The sequence below is a fragment of the Halorhodospira sp. 9628 genome, assembly GCF_022228075.1.
Classification (GTDB): domain Bacteria; phylum Pseudomonadota; class Gammaproteobacteria; order Nitrococcales; family Halorhodospiraceae; genus Halorhodospira; species Halorhodospira halophila_A.
The window spans coordinates 39,737-53,378 of sequence record NZ_JAJNRF010000008.1 but is presented as its reverse complement, the minus strand read 5'-3'; the positions used below and the strand labels follow the sequence as shown (position 1 = coordinate 53,378).

Annotated in this window: 13 protein-coding genes; 6 read left to right on the top strand and 7 right to left on the bottom strand. The window is 67.9% G+C overall.

All coding sequences use genetic code 11. From position 1 onward, the window contains the following. Window positions 1-10 precede the first annotated feature (10 nt). Both LRG10_RS09265 and pepN read right to left on the bottom strand, forming a co-directional pair. Window positions 11-2,131, bottom strand: coding sequence for a carboxy terminal-processing peptidase (locus LRG10_RS09265; protein WP_201167653.1), 2,121 nt, complete (start codon window positions 2,129-2,131; stop codon window positions 11-13). Between the two features lie 51 nt (window positions 2,132-2,182). After that, on the bottom strand, window positions 2,183-4,819 hold the full coding sequence (pepN, locus tag LRG10_RS09260; protein ID WP_238635256.1) for an aminopeptidase N: 2,637 nt from the start codon (window positions 4,817-4,819) through the stop codon (window positions 2,183-2,185). A gap of 102 nt (window positions 4,820-4,921) precedes the next feature. On the opposite strand from pepN, the gene LRG10_RS09255 reads away from it, so the two are divergent. Further along, the gene (locus LRG10_RS09255; RefSeq protein WP_238635254.1) at window positions 4,922-5,782 is read left to right on the top strand and encodes an alpha/beta hydrolase; all 861 of its coding nucleotides are present in this window, start codon (window positions 4,922-4,924) and stop codon (window positions 5,780-5,782) included. 209 nt (window positions 5,783-5,991) lie between these two features. Next, a complete protein-coding gene (locus tag LRG10_RS09250) occupies window positions 5,992-6,300 on the top strand; it encodes a cytochrome c5 family protein (protein WP_238635252.1) in 309 nt (102 codons plus the stop codon). Between the two features lie 77 nt (window positions 6,301-6,377). Here the strand turns inward: LRG10_RS09250 and LRG10_RS09245 are convergent, their stop codons facing one another. After that, complete coding sequence (locus LRG10_RS09245) at window positions 6,378-7,508, bottom strand: ChaN family lipoprotein (protein ID WP_238635250.1); 1,131 nt, start codon at window positions 7,506-7,508, stop codon at window positions 6,378-6,380. A gap of 176 nt (window positions 7,509-7,684) precedes the next feature. Here LRG10_RS09245 and lipA point away from each other — a divergent pair, with 176 nt between their 5' ends. Genes lipA through LRG10_RS09230 form a run of 3 tightly spaced genes read left to right on the top strand, consistent with a single transcriptional unit; the run spans window position 7,685 to window position 10,373 of the window. Beyond that, window positions 7,685-8,689 carry a lipoyl synthase gene (gene lipA / locus LRG10_RS09240; protein WP_201167630.1) on the top strand — a complete coding sequence of 335 codons (1,005 nt, stop codon included), beginning with the start codon at window positions 7,685-7,687 and terminating at the stop codon, window positions 8,687-8,689. Window positions 8,690-8,696: 7 nt separating this feature from the next. After that, on the top strand, window positions 8,697-9,302 hold the full coding sequence (locus tag LRG10_RS09235; protein ID WP_201167624.1) for a CoA pyrophosphatase: 606 nt from the start codon (window positions 8,697-8,699) through the stop codon (window positions 9,300-9,302). A 36-nt stretch (window positions 9,303-9,338) separates the two neighbouring features. Further along, the gene (locus tag LRG10_RS09230; protein ID WP_238635249.1) at window positions 9,339-10,373 is read left to right on the top strand and encodes a L,D-transpeptidase family protein; all 1,035 of its coding nucleotides are present in this window, start codon (window positions 9,339-9,341) and stop codon (window positions 10,371-10,373) included. A 161-nt stretch (window positions 10,374-10,534) separates the two neighbouring features. On the opposite strand, the gene LRG10_RS09225 is transcribed toward LRG10_RS09230, so the two are convergent. Genes LRG10_RS09225 through LRG10_RS09215 form a run of 3 tightly spaced genes read right to left on the bottom strand, consistent with a single transcriptional unit; the run spans window position 10,535 to window position 11,726 of the window. After that, a complete protein-coding gene (locus tag LRG10_RS09225) occupies window positions 10,535-10,834 on the bottom strand; it encodes an Lpp/OprI family alanine-zipper lipoprotein (protein ID WP_201167612.1) in 300 nt (99 codons plus the stop codon). 53 nt (window positions 10,835-10,887) lie between these two features. After that, window positions 10,888-11,466 (bottom strand): murein L,D-transpeptidase family protein, encoded by a 579-nt coding sequence (locus LRG10_RS09220; protein ID WP_207189875.1) that lies wholly within the window; start codon window positions 11,464-11,466, stop codon window positions 10,888-10,890. A 5-nt stretch (window positions 11,467-11,471) separates the two neighbouring features. Then, on the bottom strand, window positions 11,472-11,726 hold the full coding sequence (locus LRG10_RS09215; RefSeq protein ID WP_201167597.1) for a glutaredoxin family protein: 255 nt from the start codon (window positions 11,724-11,726) through the stop codon (window positions 11,472-11,474). 97 nt (window positions 11,727-11,823) lie between these two features. Here LRG10_RS09215 and dusA point away from each other — a divergent pair, with 97 nt between their 5' ends. Beyond that, window positions 11,824-12,810 carry a tRNA dihydrouridine(20/20a) synthase DusA gene (gene dusA / locus LRG10_RS09210; RefSeq protein WP_238635247.1) on the top strand — a complete coding sequence of 329 codons (987 nt, stop codon included), beginning with the start codon at window positions 11,824-11,826 and terminating at the stop codon, window positions 12,808-12,810. Between the two features lie 19 nt (window positions 12,811-12,829). Here the strand turns inward: dusA and LRG10_RS09205 are convergent, their stop codons facing one another. Then, window positions 12,830-13,558 (bottom strand): UDP-2,3-diacylglucosamine diphosphatase, encoded by a 729-nt coding sequence (locus tag LRG10_RS09205; protein WP_238635245.1) that lies wholly within the window; start codon window positions 13,556-13,558, stop codon window positions 12,830-12,832. Between the last annotated feature and the right edge of the window lie 84 nt (window positions 13,559-13,642).

The window sequence follows — 13,642 nt, the reverse complement described above, 5'->3', positions numbered from 1 at the left end:
GGCTCCGGTCTCAGTCTTCTTCCCGGGCCTCCGCGGTGAGGACCTCGTCGCCCGCTTCGCGCAAGAGCTGCGCAAAATCGGCGATGATCGCTGCGCTGGCATTGAGCAGGGCGTCCGGCAGCTCATCCGCGTCAACATCCGCGTAACGCTCCACCGGCTCCTTGCCGTGGGCCTTGCGGCGCTCATTGTGAAGCTCCAGCAACCGCTCCTCGCGTACCTTCTGCTCCTCCTGCCGGGTGGCCTTGTTCAGGGCGACCGAGGTGTCCTCCCGTATCTCGCGCTTGGCCTCAAGCTCCCGCTCCAGGGCGCGGAAGGTCTCGGTCTGATCCATCCGTGTCTGGTGGCGACGGGCCAGTTCGTCGATGATTGTCTCGAGTTCGATATGCACCGTGACATCGAGCCCGGCGATCTCCGTTGCCGGCAGCGGGTTCCGGGTGGCGCGCTCGCCGAACTCCTCGTGGCTGAACTCCGAGGGCAGGTGGATATCCGGTTTGACGCCCTCGAGCTGCGTGCTCTCGCCGGTGACCCGGTAAAACTGGGCCAGAGTCAGCTTGAGCTGCCCGGAACGCTCCTCGCCGGGGATGGCGTAATTGTCCAGGCCGATCATCTGCTGCACCGTGCCCTTGCCGAAGGTCTGGTCGCCGAGGACGATGCCCCGTCCGTAGTCTTTAATGGCCGCGGCGAAGATCTCGGAAGCCGATGCGCTGCGTCGATCGACCAGCACCCCCAGGGGCCCATCGTAGGCCGGCTCGCCCCTGGATTCGCCAACCTGCTCGGGGTGGCCGCGGGCGTCGCGAACCTGCACTGCCGGTCCGCCGCCGGTGAACATGGCGGTGAGGGCGGTGGCCTCGCGCAGGGCCCCCCCGGAGTTTCCGCGCAGGTCGATCAGCAGGCCGTCGATCCCCTCCTCGAGCAACTCCCCAAGCAGGCGCTGGACGTCACGCGTGGTGCTGCGGAAATCGTCCTGCCCGGAGTGCGCGGCCTCGAAGTCCCGGTAGAACTTCGGGATGGTGATCACGCCGACCCGCTGCTCCTCGCCCTGAGCGTCGGTCTTCTCGATGACCTCCTTGCGGGCGGCCTGGTCTTCCAGATCGACCTTGTTGCGGACCAGCCGCACCTCGCGCGGTGAACTCTCACTGGCCCCGGCTGGCGGCAGGACGTTGAGCCGGACCACTGACTCCTTGGGGCCGCGGATCATGTCCACGATCTCATCGAGCCGCCAGCCGACCACGTCCTTCATCTCGCCGTCGTCGCCGTCAGCGACGCCGATGATGCGCTCGCCCTCGCGCAGCTCACCGGACTGCTCGGCCGGACCGCCGGGGATGAGTTCGACGATCTCGGTGAAGTCCTGGTCCATGGTCAGCTTGGCGCCGATCCCCTCGAGCTGCAGCGACATCTGCATGTCGAATTCCTCCGAGCGCTGGGGCGAGAGGAATGTGCTGTGGGGGTCGTAGGCGCCTGCCCAGGCGCTCAGGAACTGGTCCATGATGTCTTCGTTGTCGGCATCCACGGCACGGTCACGAAGGGTGTTGTAGCGCCGCTCGAGGTTCTCGCGGATCTCCTCGGTGCTGCGCTCGGCCAGCTCCAGGGTCAGGGCATCATGCGTGACCCGCTGGCGCCAGAGGTCGTCGAGGGCGTCGCGATCGGCCGCCCAGTCGGCCTCGCTGCGGTCCTGCTCGAAGCGGCCGTCGCCGTCGAAGTCGAACCCCTCCTCGAGAAGCCCGAGGGCGAATTGGGTCTGCTCCGCGACGCGCTCACGGTAGCGGGCGTGCAAATCGTAGGCCGCCTCGAGGATCGCGTCCCCCTGACCGGGGCCGAGTTCGCCCATGCGCTCGCGGAACGCCTCGACGTCCTCCTCGAGGAGGAAGAAGCGGCCGTGGTCGAGCTGCTTCAGGTAGGTCTCGGTGGCCTGCTCCATGAGCTTCTCGTCGGACTCGGGACCGCCGTAGTGGTAGCGCTGGAGCAGATCGGCAACCACGCGTGCCTTTTCGAACTCGGTCTGGCCGGGCACCACGCCGTTCTCGCCGGCAGCTGCCGTCGGTATACCCGGTGATCCCGGCAGCGGAGCCGTGGAGAACAGGGCCAGGCCGAGTGCCAGCACAGGGGTCAACAACAGGTGACTTCGGGCCAAAATACGCCTCCAATCCAAGTATTCGGTTGCCGCGAGGCTTGTTACCTCACTTTAGCTCATCGCCCCCAGGCTTTTGGAAGCGACCTCGTATACGTCTTTCGACAGCGTATCGCGCTCAAGGATCCGTTCGAGTTGCTGGCGCATCGAGCGACGCCGGCCGGGGTCGTAGCGGCGCCACTGTGTCAGCGGTGCCAGCAGCCGGGCGGCGAGCTGCGGATTGCTCCGGTCCAGGCGCAGCACGTGATCGCTGAGCAGCCGGTATCCGCTGCCGTCCGGGCTGTGAAAGTGGGCCGGGTTGCCCTGGGCGAACGCACCGAGTAGGGCCCGGGCTCGATTGGGGTTTTCCAGGGTGAAGTCCGGGTGCTCGGCGAGCTGGCGCACCCGGTGGACGGTCTCCGGTCGATCGGCCAGGGCCTGCGTCCGGAACCACTTGTCGACCACCAACGGTTCCCCGGACCAGCGCTCGTAGAAAGCGTCCACCGCCTGCTCGGCCTCCGGGCGCGAGCTGTCCGCCAGTACAGCCAGGGCAGCCAGCCGGTCCGTGAGGTTGTCGCTGCGCTCGAGCTGTTCCAGCGCCCGGCTCAGGTGGCGCTCCGAGCCGGCGTGGAGATAGCTCAAGGCCAGGTTGCGCAGTCGGCGCCGGGCGGCTTCGTCCGGGTTGTAGCGCCAGGGGCCTGTCGCCTGGCTGTGCAGGATCAGCCAGTGCCCCTCCAGCGCCTCGCCCAGGCGGGCACGGACGCGCTGGCGGGCGTCGTGGATGGCCTGCGGGTCGACCACCTCCACCTGCTCGGCGAGGTAGGTCTCGGCGGGCAGGGTGAGTGCCTCGGCAACCAGCGCGGGGTCGGCTTCGGGCGCCTCGAGGGAGGTGCGGAATGCCTGCTCGAGCCGCTCCACCCCGTCGGGCCGCGGGGTGCCCCGCGCCTCGTCGAGGAGAACGCGCATGGCCAGCTGTTGCCCCGCTTCCCAGCGCGCGAATGGGTCGGTGTCATGGGCGAGCAGGAAGCCGAGGTCGTCGTCGCTGTACGGGTAGTGCAGCTTGACCGGCGCTGAGAAGCCGCGCAGCAGCGAGGGCACGGGGCGCTCTGGGCAGTCCTCGAAAACGAAGCGCTGTTCGGACTCGCGCAGTTCGAGTACGCGGGTGCGACTGTGTGCGGTGGAGTCCCGGGCCTCGCGGACCGCTAGCGGCGAACCGTCCTGGCCGATTAGCCCCACGGCCAGCGGGATGTGCATGGGATCCCGGTGCGGCTGGGTCGAGTTGCCGGGCAGGGATTGACGGCAGATCAGGGTGTACTCGTTCCGCTCCGGGTCGTAGTCGTCCTCGATCTCGATCTCAGGGGTGCCGGCCTGGGTATACCACAGGGCGAACTGCTGGAGATCGACCCCGGCGGTTTCCTCCATGGCGGCGAGGAAATCCTCGATGGTGGCGGCCTCACCGTCGTGGCGTTCCAGGTAGCGCCGCACGCCGCGCCGGAAGGCGTCGTCGCCGAGCAGCGTGTGGTACATGCGGATGACCTCGGCACCCTTGGCGTAGACGGTGGCCGTGTAAAAGTTGTTGATCTCCACGTAGGCATCCGGGCGGACCGGGTGGCTCATGGGCCCGGCGTCCTCCGGGAACTGGGCGGTACGAAGCAGGCGCACCTGACCAATGCGCTGGACCGCCTCGGAGCCGGTGGTCTCGGCAAACTGGTGCTCGCGGAAGACGGTCAGCCCCTCCTTGAGCGAGAGCTGGAACCAGTCGCGACAGGTGACGCGGTTGCCCGTCCAGTTGTGGAAGTACTCGTGGCCGATGACCGCCTCGATGTTCTCGTAGTCGCTGTCGGTGGCGGTGTCGGGGCTGGCCAGGACGAACTGGGTGTTGAAGATGTTCAACCCCTTGTTCTCCATCGCGCCCATGTTGAAGTCCCCCACGGCGACGACCATGTAGGTATCCAGGTCGTACTCTAGGCCGTAGTGTTCCTCGTCCCAGCGCATGGCTCGCTGCAGCGCAGCTAGAGCGTGATCGGTACGCCCCGTGTTCTCTGGCTCCACATAGAAATGGAGGGCTACCTCGCGGCCCGAGGCGGTTACGAAGGACGCTTCCTGACAGGCCAAGTCGCCGGCAACCAACGCGAACAGGTAGGACGGCTTGGGGTAGGGGTCGTGCCAGATGGCGTAGTGGCGCCCGTCGTCAAGTTCTCCCCGTTCGATGCAGTCGCCGTTGGACAGCAGCACCGGGCAGGTGGCGCGGTCGGCGACCACGGTGGTGGTGAACGGCGCCAGGACGTCGGGGCGATCCGGGTAGGGCGTGATGCGCCGGAACCCCTCCGCCTCACACTGAGTGCAGAACATGCTGCCGGAGCGGTAAAGGCCGGAGAGGGCGGTGTTCGCCGCGGGATCGAACCGGCTGACGGTCTCCACGCGGCAGCGCTCGGGGGCATCATAGAGGATCACCGCCCCCTGCTCATCCTGGTGCGCGCTGGGCTCCAGTTCGACCCCGTCGACGGTCAGCGCTTCCAGCTCCAGGAACTCTGCGTCCAGGCGCAGCGGCGCCTCATCGTCGGTGGCCGCAGGGTTGCGGCGCAGCTCCAGCGCCGCCTCCACGCGGGCCATGCCAGCATGGAGGTCCACGCGGAGGTGGATCCGGTCGACCAGAAAGGCGGGCGGACGATAGTCGCGCAGGCGGATGGTCTGCGGTCGGGGTGCACTCATGGGGACGCTCGTGTTGAATATAGCGAGGTGATCGGTGTGGAATAAGCAGCTTACCTGATCAGGGCACTCCGGGCACACGGGTGACCCAACGCGGGAGGCTGAATGTACGCAAGTTTCGGGGGGATCGGGGGCGGCGGCCCGGAGACGGGGCTGGAGCTGATCCGGTACGCGGGCAGCGACGGGGCATCGGATGCCGTGTTCCCGCCGCTGCTGTTCATCCACGGCGCCTTCGCCGGTGCCTGGTGCTGGGAGGTCCACTACCTGCCGCACTTCGCCGGCCTGGGCTACGAGGCTCACGCGCTGAGCCTCCGCGGCCACGGGGCGAGCGCAGGCCGGGAGACGCTCAACTCGGCCTCCCTGAGCCACTACGTCGAGGACGTGGCCGAAGCCGTCGAGTCGCTGCCACATCCGCCGGTGCTCATCGGTCACTCCATGGGCGGTTTGGTGGTGGATATCGCCCTGCGCCAGGGCGTACCGGCCGCCGGCGCTGTGCTTTTGGCCTCGGTGCCCCCAACCGGGCTCGCCCCCTCCGGCATGCAGATGATGCTGACCGAGCCGCGGCTGCTCTGGCAGATGGGCATTCTTCAGGGGCTCGGACCGGCCTGGGTCGATGTGGATGAGGCCCATCGGGCCCTGTTTGCGGAAGAGATGGATCCGGAGGTGCTGCTCGATTACACCAGCCGCATGCAGCCGGAGTCGCAGCTGGCCCTGTTTGAGATGGGTTTCCCGCGCTGGCCGCGATGGGGCGGCGTGTCCGTGCCGGTGGCGGTGATCGGGGCCGAGGAGGATGTCATCATCCCGCAGTGGATGGTGCGCACGACGGCGTGGCTCTATGGCGTGGAGCCACGCTGGATCCCCGGCGCCGGCCACGCCACCATGCTTGAGCCCAGTTGGCGCCGCGGCGCGGACTGCCTGGAACGGGCGCTGGCCGATCTGGTCCGGACGGGGGCGGGTCGGTCCTGAAGGTTTTCCGGCAACAAAGCAGGGAATTCGTGGTACCGCTTTGCGCCTCGTTAGGCTAGACTGATCGAGATAGTCCAACCCGAGGGGCGCCACTGAGAACGTCGGCTGGCGCACCGGCACCCGTCCAGGGGATGCTCGACGGGCTATTGAGCGGCCCTGCTACCGGGCGCATCAAGCATAGAGACTAAAAGACCGAGGAGTAGCCGATCATGAAACGCATTGTTCTGGCCGCGGGTACCGCGACCGCGCTGATCTTCGGCGGCATGGGGGCGGCCCTTGCCGACGGCGAATCCATCTACATCAACGGCACGGCACCGACCTGTTCCTCGTGCCATGACCGCGGGGTGGCCGGCGCACCGGAGCTCAACGCCCCCGAAGACTGGGCCGACCGGCCCTCCTCGGTGGACGAGCTGATCGAGAGCACGCTCGCGGGCAAGGGCGCCATGCCGGCCTACGACGGGCGTGCCGACCGCGAGGATCTGGTCAAGGCCATCGAGTACATGCTCTCGACCCTTTGATCCTGCGGGGCGGCCGGGTCGCCAGGGCCCGGCCGCCAAAGCGGAACCCCGCGCGAAGCCCAGCCCAACGCTCACGGCTACTCGGCGGGGAACCGCGCCACCTTCTCCAAGGTCTCCCCATTCCGCTCGATGACCAGCGGCAGCCAGGTGCCCGGCGCCTGACGGGACACGATGTGCTGCAGGTCGCGAGGATGCCGGATCTCGGTCTCCGCTGCCTTCACGATGCGGTCGCCGGCGGCCAGCCCGGCCTGATCGGCGGGTGTATCGGGGAAGACTTCGAGGATGGTCACCTTCGAATCGTCCTCCTCCATGGCGATGCCCAGACGCGGCGGATCGGGGGTGGCGCGCTCGGGCTCGAGCGCGAAGACGAAGTCCGCCCGATCGGCGTCCGGGCACGCGGCGGCGGCGTCGAGCGGCAGCAGGATGCGGATCGAGTCGTGGCCGAGATCCCGGAGCTGGTGGGCGATGCCGTCACCGTACTCGGCGTGACCCCTGCCGACGATGCCGACGACCGGGCCGCCGTAGGCCTCTAGGGCGGAGACCATCGACTCGGCCATCGCCCGGTCCCAGAACGTCTGCGCCTCGATGAACCGATCCAGGTCGGCATCGTTCTCGCCGGCGCCGGGGTGATGACGGAAGATACCCTGCAGGCGGTCCCGGTACGCCTCGCTGGCCGCTGCCGGCTGGCCGACGGATTCACGCTCGTCCTCATCCAGATCGTCGAAACCGCGTTCCCGCACGGCGCGCACGGTGTCTCGCTCAACGTTGAGGGCTTCGGCCGGCACGCGGTGCGCGCGGACGAATTCGAACAGTGGCATGTAGAGTTCGGCGTCGTAGCCCCAGACGCGCTGCCATTCGGTCTCCTCGAGGAACGCCTCGCGCGTCAGGTTGCCCGTGCGCCAGTCTTCTAGCGGTTTCTGTTTGCTGCGTGGGAACATCTCGAAGCCAATGGCCCCAAGCTCCCCTCGCCCGTGCAAAGCGGCCAGGGTATGGAGCTGCCAGCGGTGGTGGGCGGCATCGTCGTGGCGCTCGCCGAGCAGGATGAAATCGACGCCCTCGAGGGCATCGAGCACCTCATGGGTGCCGAGGGTGCGTTGGTGACCCGGATCGTACCATTGCCCCGGTTCGGCACAGGGGCTGGTGATGGCGCTGCCGGCAAACAAAAGGCCGGCGAGCAGGGTGGTGCTGCGCAGCAGGGGCGTGGACATGGGGCGATCCTTCCTGTGGCCTCGGCCCCATCTTAGGGCTCCTGGCCTGGGTTGGCGACCGCTGCCGGGCTTCGTCCCCGGCTGGGTGGTTCGGCAGGGCAGCGCTGCTGCGCGTACAATGGGATCCTACCGGATGGTACATCCGGTGCGGTTTCGATGGCGGCCAGGGGTAGGGTATGACCGATTTCAAGGGGATTCCGGTGAGCAGCGGTAGTGTCTTTGAACGCGACGGGGTGCGCACTATCAAGGACGGCGTGAAGCGCCGCGGCGATGGGCAGCAGGCGCCGCGCGCACGCAAGCCGCAGTGGCTCAAGGCGCGTGCTCCCGGCGGCGAGGGCTATCGTCGGGTGCGCGGTATCGTCCACGACCACCACCTGAGCACGGTCTGCGAGGAGTCCCATTGTCCCAATCTGGGCGAGTGCTGGAGCCACGGCACGGCCACCTTTATGGTTCTCGGATCGGTGTGCACGCGCACGTGTCGGTTCTGCTCCGTGGATACCGGCAACCCCAAAGGGCGTCTGGATGACCGGGAGCCGCAGCACTGCGCCGAGTCGGTGCGCCTGATGGGATTGCGCTACGTCGTTCTGACCTCCGTCGACCGTGATGACCTGCGCGATGGCGGAGCGGAGCATTACGCCCAGTGCGTTCGGGCGATCAAGGCGGAGAATCCGGAAACCGCGGTCGAGGCCCTCACGCCGGATTTCCGTGGCGATGAAGAGGCCGTGCGGACGGTGGTCGAGTCCGGGTTGGAAGTCTTCGCTCACAACGTCGAGGTGGTCCGGCGCCTCTCACCGCAGGTGCGCGACCCGCGTGCCGACTATGAGCAGAGCCTGGACGTGCTGCGGGCGGCCAAGCGGTTGCGCCCCGACGTGGTGACCAAGTCGAGCCTGATGGTGGGGCTCGGCGAGACGGATGCCGAGCTCCATGAGGCCTTCGAGGATTTGCGCCGGGCGGAGGTGGACATCGTCACCCTGGGGCAGTATCTGCAGCCGACCCGCAACCACCTTCCGGTGGAGCGGTTCGTGAGCCCGGACGAGTTCGAGGCCCTTCGCCAGGAGGGGCTGAGGCTGGGGTTCCGTGAGGTCGTCGCGGGTCCGCTGGTGCGTTCGAGCTACCGGGCGGACCGCGTGCTCGAGGGCAACAACGTCGGCTTGCCAGCCCCCGGCCCGGACGCTGGTTGACGGTGCCATGCCCGTCGCCCTGTCCGGACCGGCGTGTTGCCCGGAGGCCCTGCGGGCCCGTCTGACCGGGCAGGCCTGGCCTGAGCGCGGGTGGCGCCGATCCCCGGGGCACCCAGTGCCGGCATCGGTGCTGATCGCCCTGCTTGAGCCGCAGCATCAGCCGCGAATCCTGCTGACGCGGCGCGCCGGCGGCCTGCGTGATCACCCGGGGCAGGTGAGCTTCCCGGGGGGGCGCGTCGATCCGGCCGATGCCAGCGCCGAGGCGACCGCCCTGCGCGAGGCGCACGAGGAGGTTGGGCTTGAGCCCGACGCGGTGCGAGTCCTCGGGCGGCTCGGCCGCTACCATACGGGTACCGGGTTCGTGATCCAGCCGGTGGTTGCCGTCATTCGCAGCCCGGTCATCTGGCGGCCGGATCCGGGCGAGGTCGAGTCGGTCTTCGAGCTGCCCCTGGAACGGCTGCTCGAGGGGCGTGTCGACGGCGAGGTCCGGGTGCCCGGCCCCTTCGGACGGATCGAGCGCTTCCCGGCGCTGATTCATCAGGAGCAGCTGATCTGGGGGGCGACAGCAGGTATGCTCTGGCAACTCCGAGAAGCATTACAGGGCATAGGCTAAATGGCGGGACGTATGGCGGGCAGGGTGCGGTGTCGGATGGACGCTGCGCGAGGTGCAGGGTTGCTCGGGTCGGGGATCTGGTTGCTGTTGCTGGCGATGCCGGTCGTGGCTGACGAAGCCCCTCCGCCCGAGCAGGCGGGCGAGGGCGAGGTGGTCGACGAGGACGCCTTCGAGGAGCACGACTGGGATCGGACCCTTCACCGCTTCGAGCTGCAGGACGGCGTCGACGTCGTTGGTGAGGAGCAGACCGCCCGGGCGAATGCCGAGGATACCCTGCTGGATGTCGCCAAGCGCCATGCGGTCGGCTACGAGCAGATCCGCATGGCCAACCCGGGCGTCGATACCTGGCTGCCGGGGGAGGGCGCGGAGGTTCGCATCCCGTCACGCTACATCCTCCCCGATGCGCCGCGTGAAGGCGTGGTCATCAACCTGGCCGAGATGCGCCTCTACCACTACCCGGAAGACGAGCAAGTGGTGGAGATCTTCCCGGTCAGTATCGGACGCATGGACTGGTCAACCCCGCTCGGGCGTACCGAGGTCACCGGGAAGATCGAGGACCCGGCCTGGTACCCGCCGGAGTCGATCCGCAAGCAGGCCGAGGAGCGAGGCGAAACGATGCCACGCGAAGTGCCCCCGGGACCCGACAACCCGCTGGGTCGGCACGCCATCCTGCTCGACATCAGTGGCTATCTGCTTCACGGCACCAACCGCCCCTGGGGCATCGGGATGCGGGCCACCCACGGGTGCATCCGGCTGCATCCGCGGGATATCGAGTACCTCTACGATCAGTTGTCAGTGGGCACGCCGGTGAAGATCGTCAATCAGCCGTTCCAGGCAGGTTGGTCTGCCGACGGGGTGCTCCACCTCCAGGCGTTTCCGTTCTTCGAGGAAGACGATCCGTCGCGGGCGGAGCGCGTCGAGATGGCCGTCGAGAGTGTCGCCCACGCCCTCGGCGATACGGCCCATCGGGTGGACGGCGCGCGGGTCCGCGCGGCTGCCGATGAGCAGGACGGGCGGATCCGCCGTGTGTCCCGGAGTAACGCCACCCCGCATCGTCCGTCCGGGGAGTGAGCACCCCCCCAAGCCGCATAGCGGCTATCGGCGGGGTGCTGCGCCGCCGTGGGGTCGACGACCCTTGCTGCCATGCCCGGAGCGAAAAAAAAAGCCCGGCGCGGGGCCGGGCTTCCGGGGATGCCGGGCGTCGCGTTAACGCCCGAGGTTCCGACGGTTGGTTACTTCTGCATCGTCCGCTCGAACATGCGGTCGATCTTCTCCTCGTTGTCCTCAGCCTTGCGCAGCGCCTCCTCGGCGATGCTGTGTGCCTCGGCCGCCCGCTCGTCAGCGCCCTCGGCGGTGTCGCGGGCGTCTTCAGCGATGGCGCGGGTTTCGTCCATCTCGGCGTAGAGGTCCTCAAGCTCACGGTCCACCGCGGCGCCAATCTGATCCTCATCCACGGTGGCGCAGGCGGCGACCAGGCCGAAGGCGGCGCCGACAGCCGCGAGCTTGGCAACGGATGCGAAACGTTGAGGCATCGAGTATCTCCTTGTGCTGGGAAGGTTTTTTTGCGCCTATTCGTGTTTGAATGCTAGCGGATATACACGCGTGTGCCAATGCCCACAAGGCTGGCCAGCGCCTCGACCTGATCGTCTTCCAACGCCACGCAGCCATCTGTCCAGTTGACATGCCGGTGGAACCGGACATCACCATCGCCCACCCCGTGGATGCCGATATGCCCGCCCAGAGCCGTCCGCTGGGGCGGACGACCCAGGCGGGCAAAGTCATCCAGAAAATCAAGATACTCCTCTTGGTCGATGGTCCCGTCATCCCGGGCCTTGCGCGCATTCTCCAGACTTGGGTAATTCAGCCCGAGAAAAAGATGGTACTGGCTCTCTTCATTGATCCGGTTGATGCGGAATTTTCCCAGCGGAGTGGTCCGGTCGCCGCGACGGCGGGTTTCCGCTGTGCCGTAGCGGCCCACGGCGAGGTTTTCAAAATGCGCGAAGGGGCGGTCCCCTTCAAACACGGTTATCCGGTAGGTATCGGTGTCCACCAGAACCCATCGTTCATCGTCCTCCGGCTTGAACGGCAGGTCGTTCGGCGGCTCCTGCTGCGCCGCGAGCAGACCCGGCGCAAGCATTGCCAGGCACAGGAGCAGCCGCGCCATCCGGCTCACGGTCGGCCTCCGGTCTGCAGCCACTGGTGCAGGTCCCCGGCATCGAACGGCCAGAACAGGCGCCCGCCGGGGTGCTCGCCCTCCAGGAAGGGAATGCGCTCCTGGAGCGCCGGGTCGTCCGGGAAGTGGTCGAGGACGTCGGCCTCGTGCAGCTGCAGCGGGGTGTAGGCCGCATAACGGCGGATGAGGTCGCGCGCCTCGTCGCAGAGGTGGCAGCCGCTGGTCCCGTAGAGCGTCACGGATTGGGTCATGGGTGGCGTGTGTGCCGCTGGCAACCGTACCTTGGCGTATAATACCCAGCCGACCGGCCCCGGCAAACCATCGCTGAGTGACTGCAGAGAGGGACTGATGACCGAGCCGCCGTGCATACACGGGCGTTTGAGCGTGGCCCCGATGATGGAGTGGACCACGCCGCCGGCACGCTACGTCCTGCGCCTGCTGGCGCCCAACGTGCGTCTCTACACGGAGATGGTGCCGGCCGTGGCGCTCTGGCACGGGGCGGCGGGACGTTTTCTGCCGTTTCACCCGGCGGAGCACCCGGTGGCGGTGCAGTTCGGGGGTAGCGACCCGCAGGAGCTGGCCCACGCGGCGCGCCTCGCCGAGCGGTGGGGTTACGACGAGGTCAATCTCAACGTCGGGTGCCCCAGTGACCGTGTGCAGTCGGGGCGTTTCGGGGCCTGCCTGATGCTCGAGCCGGCCCGGGTGGCCGACTGCGTCGCCGCGATGCAGGCGGCCACCCGCTTGCCGGTGACGGTCAAAACCCGCATCGGGGTCGACGATCACGACAGCGAGGCCTTCCTGGACGCTTTCGTGGAGGCCGTGGCCGCAGCGGGGTGCCGGAGCTTTATTGTGCATGCCCGCAAGGCATGGCTTTCGGGGCTCAGCCCCAAGGAGAATCGCGAGATCCCGCCCCTGGATTACCTCCGTGTGCATCGGCTCAAGGCGCGGCGGCCGGATCTGGAGGTGGCGATCAACGGTGGTATTGCGGATGCGGCGACGCTGCGGGAGCAGCTGCAGTGGGTCGATGGGGCGATGATCGGCCGCGAGGCCTTCTCCAATCCCTACGTGCTGGCACAGTGGGATTGCATGCTGTTCGGAGGCGAGTTGCCCGGGCGTCGCGCTGTGGTGACCGCGTATCTGCCTTATGTCGAGGCGCGTCGGCGCGAAGGGGTGCCCATGAGCCAGCTGGTCAAGGTGCTCATGGGGCTGTTCAATGGATTGCCCGGTGCCCGCGCCTGGCGTCGGACCCTGACCGAGGGCAGTCAGCAGCCGGGGGCCGGCCCCGACGTGATCGAGCGCGCGCTGAAGTGCGTCGCCCATGGGGAGGCTGCATGACGGCGGCGCCTGCTGCCCGCTAGGCGTCGTGGGGCAGGGTCTCCAGCCTCCAGCCCTCTGGTTGACAGCGCAGCAGGCTGCCCTGATCGAACCAGTCACCCACCACGAAGCGTTTGCCCCAACCGAAGGGTGTGTCCAAGTCGTGAATGGCCGGACGATGCGTGTGGCCGTGGATGAGCCAGCGCACCTGGTGCTCCCTGAGTGCCGCATCCACCGCCACCGGGGTGACATCCATGATGGCCTCGTCCAGCTGCTGGTTCCGCTCGGTGCTGGCGCCGCGCGCCTGGTGCGCCTGCTCGAGTCGCTCCGCCACCGGCAGCGCCAGGAACTGCTGCTGCCATGCGGGATCGCGCACCATGGCGCGGAACTCCATGTACTCGGCGTCATCGGTGCACAGGCTGTCGCCGTGCATCATCAGCGCGTGTTGGCCGTGGATGGTCACCACGCTGGGATCGGGGAGCAGGTGGGTGCCGCTGGCTGCGGCGAAATCGGCACCGAGCAGGAAATCCCGATTCCCGTGCATGACGTAGATATCCGTGCTCGCCGCGGCTGCACGGAGGGCCTGCAGGACGGGGTCGTCGGCGGAGACCGCGTCGTCGCCGATCCACGCCTCGAACAGGTCGCCCAAGATGTAGACGGCTTCGGCGCCCGGCGCCTCCTTCTCGAGGAAGCGCAGGAAGGTGTCCGTCGCAGCCGGGCGGCTGCGGTCCAGGTGCAGGTCGGCGATGACCAGAACGGGTCGGGGCATGGCGTCGGTCCGAGTCCGGTGTCATTAACGGAGCGCCAGTGTCCCTCGAGGGCGGAGCGCGGGCAAGGCCGTGGGATGCCCCCG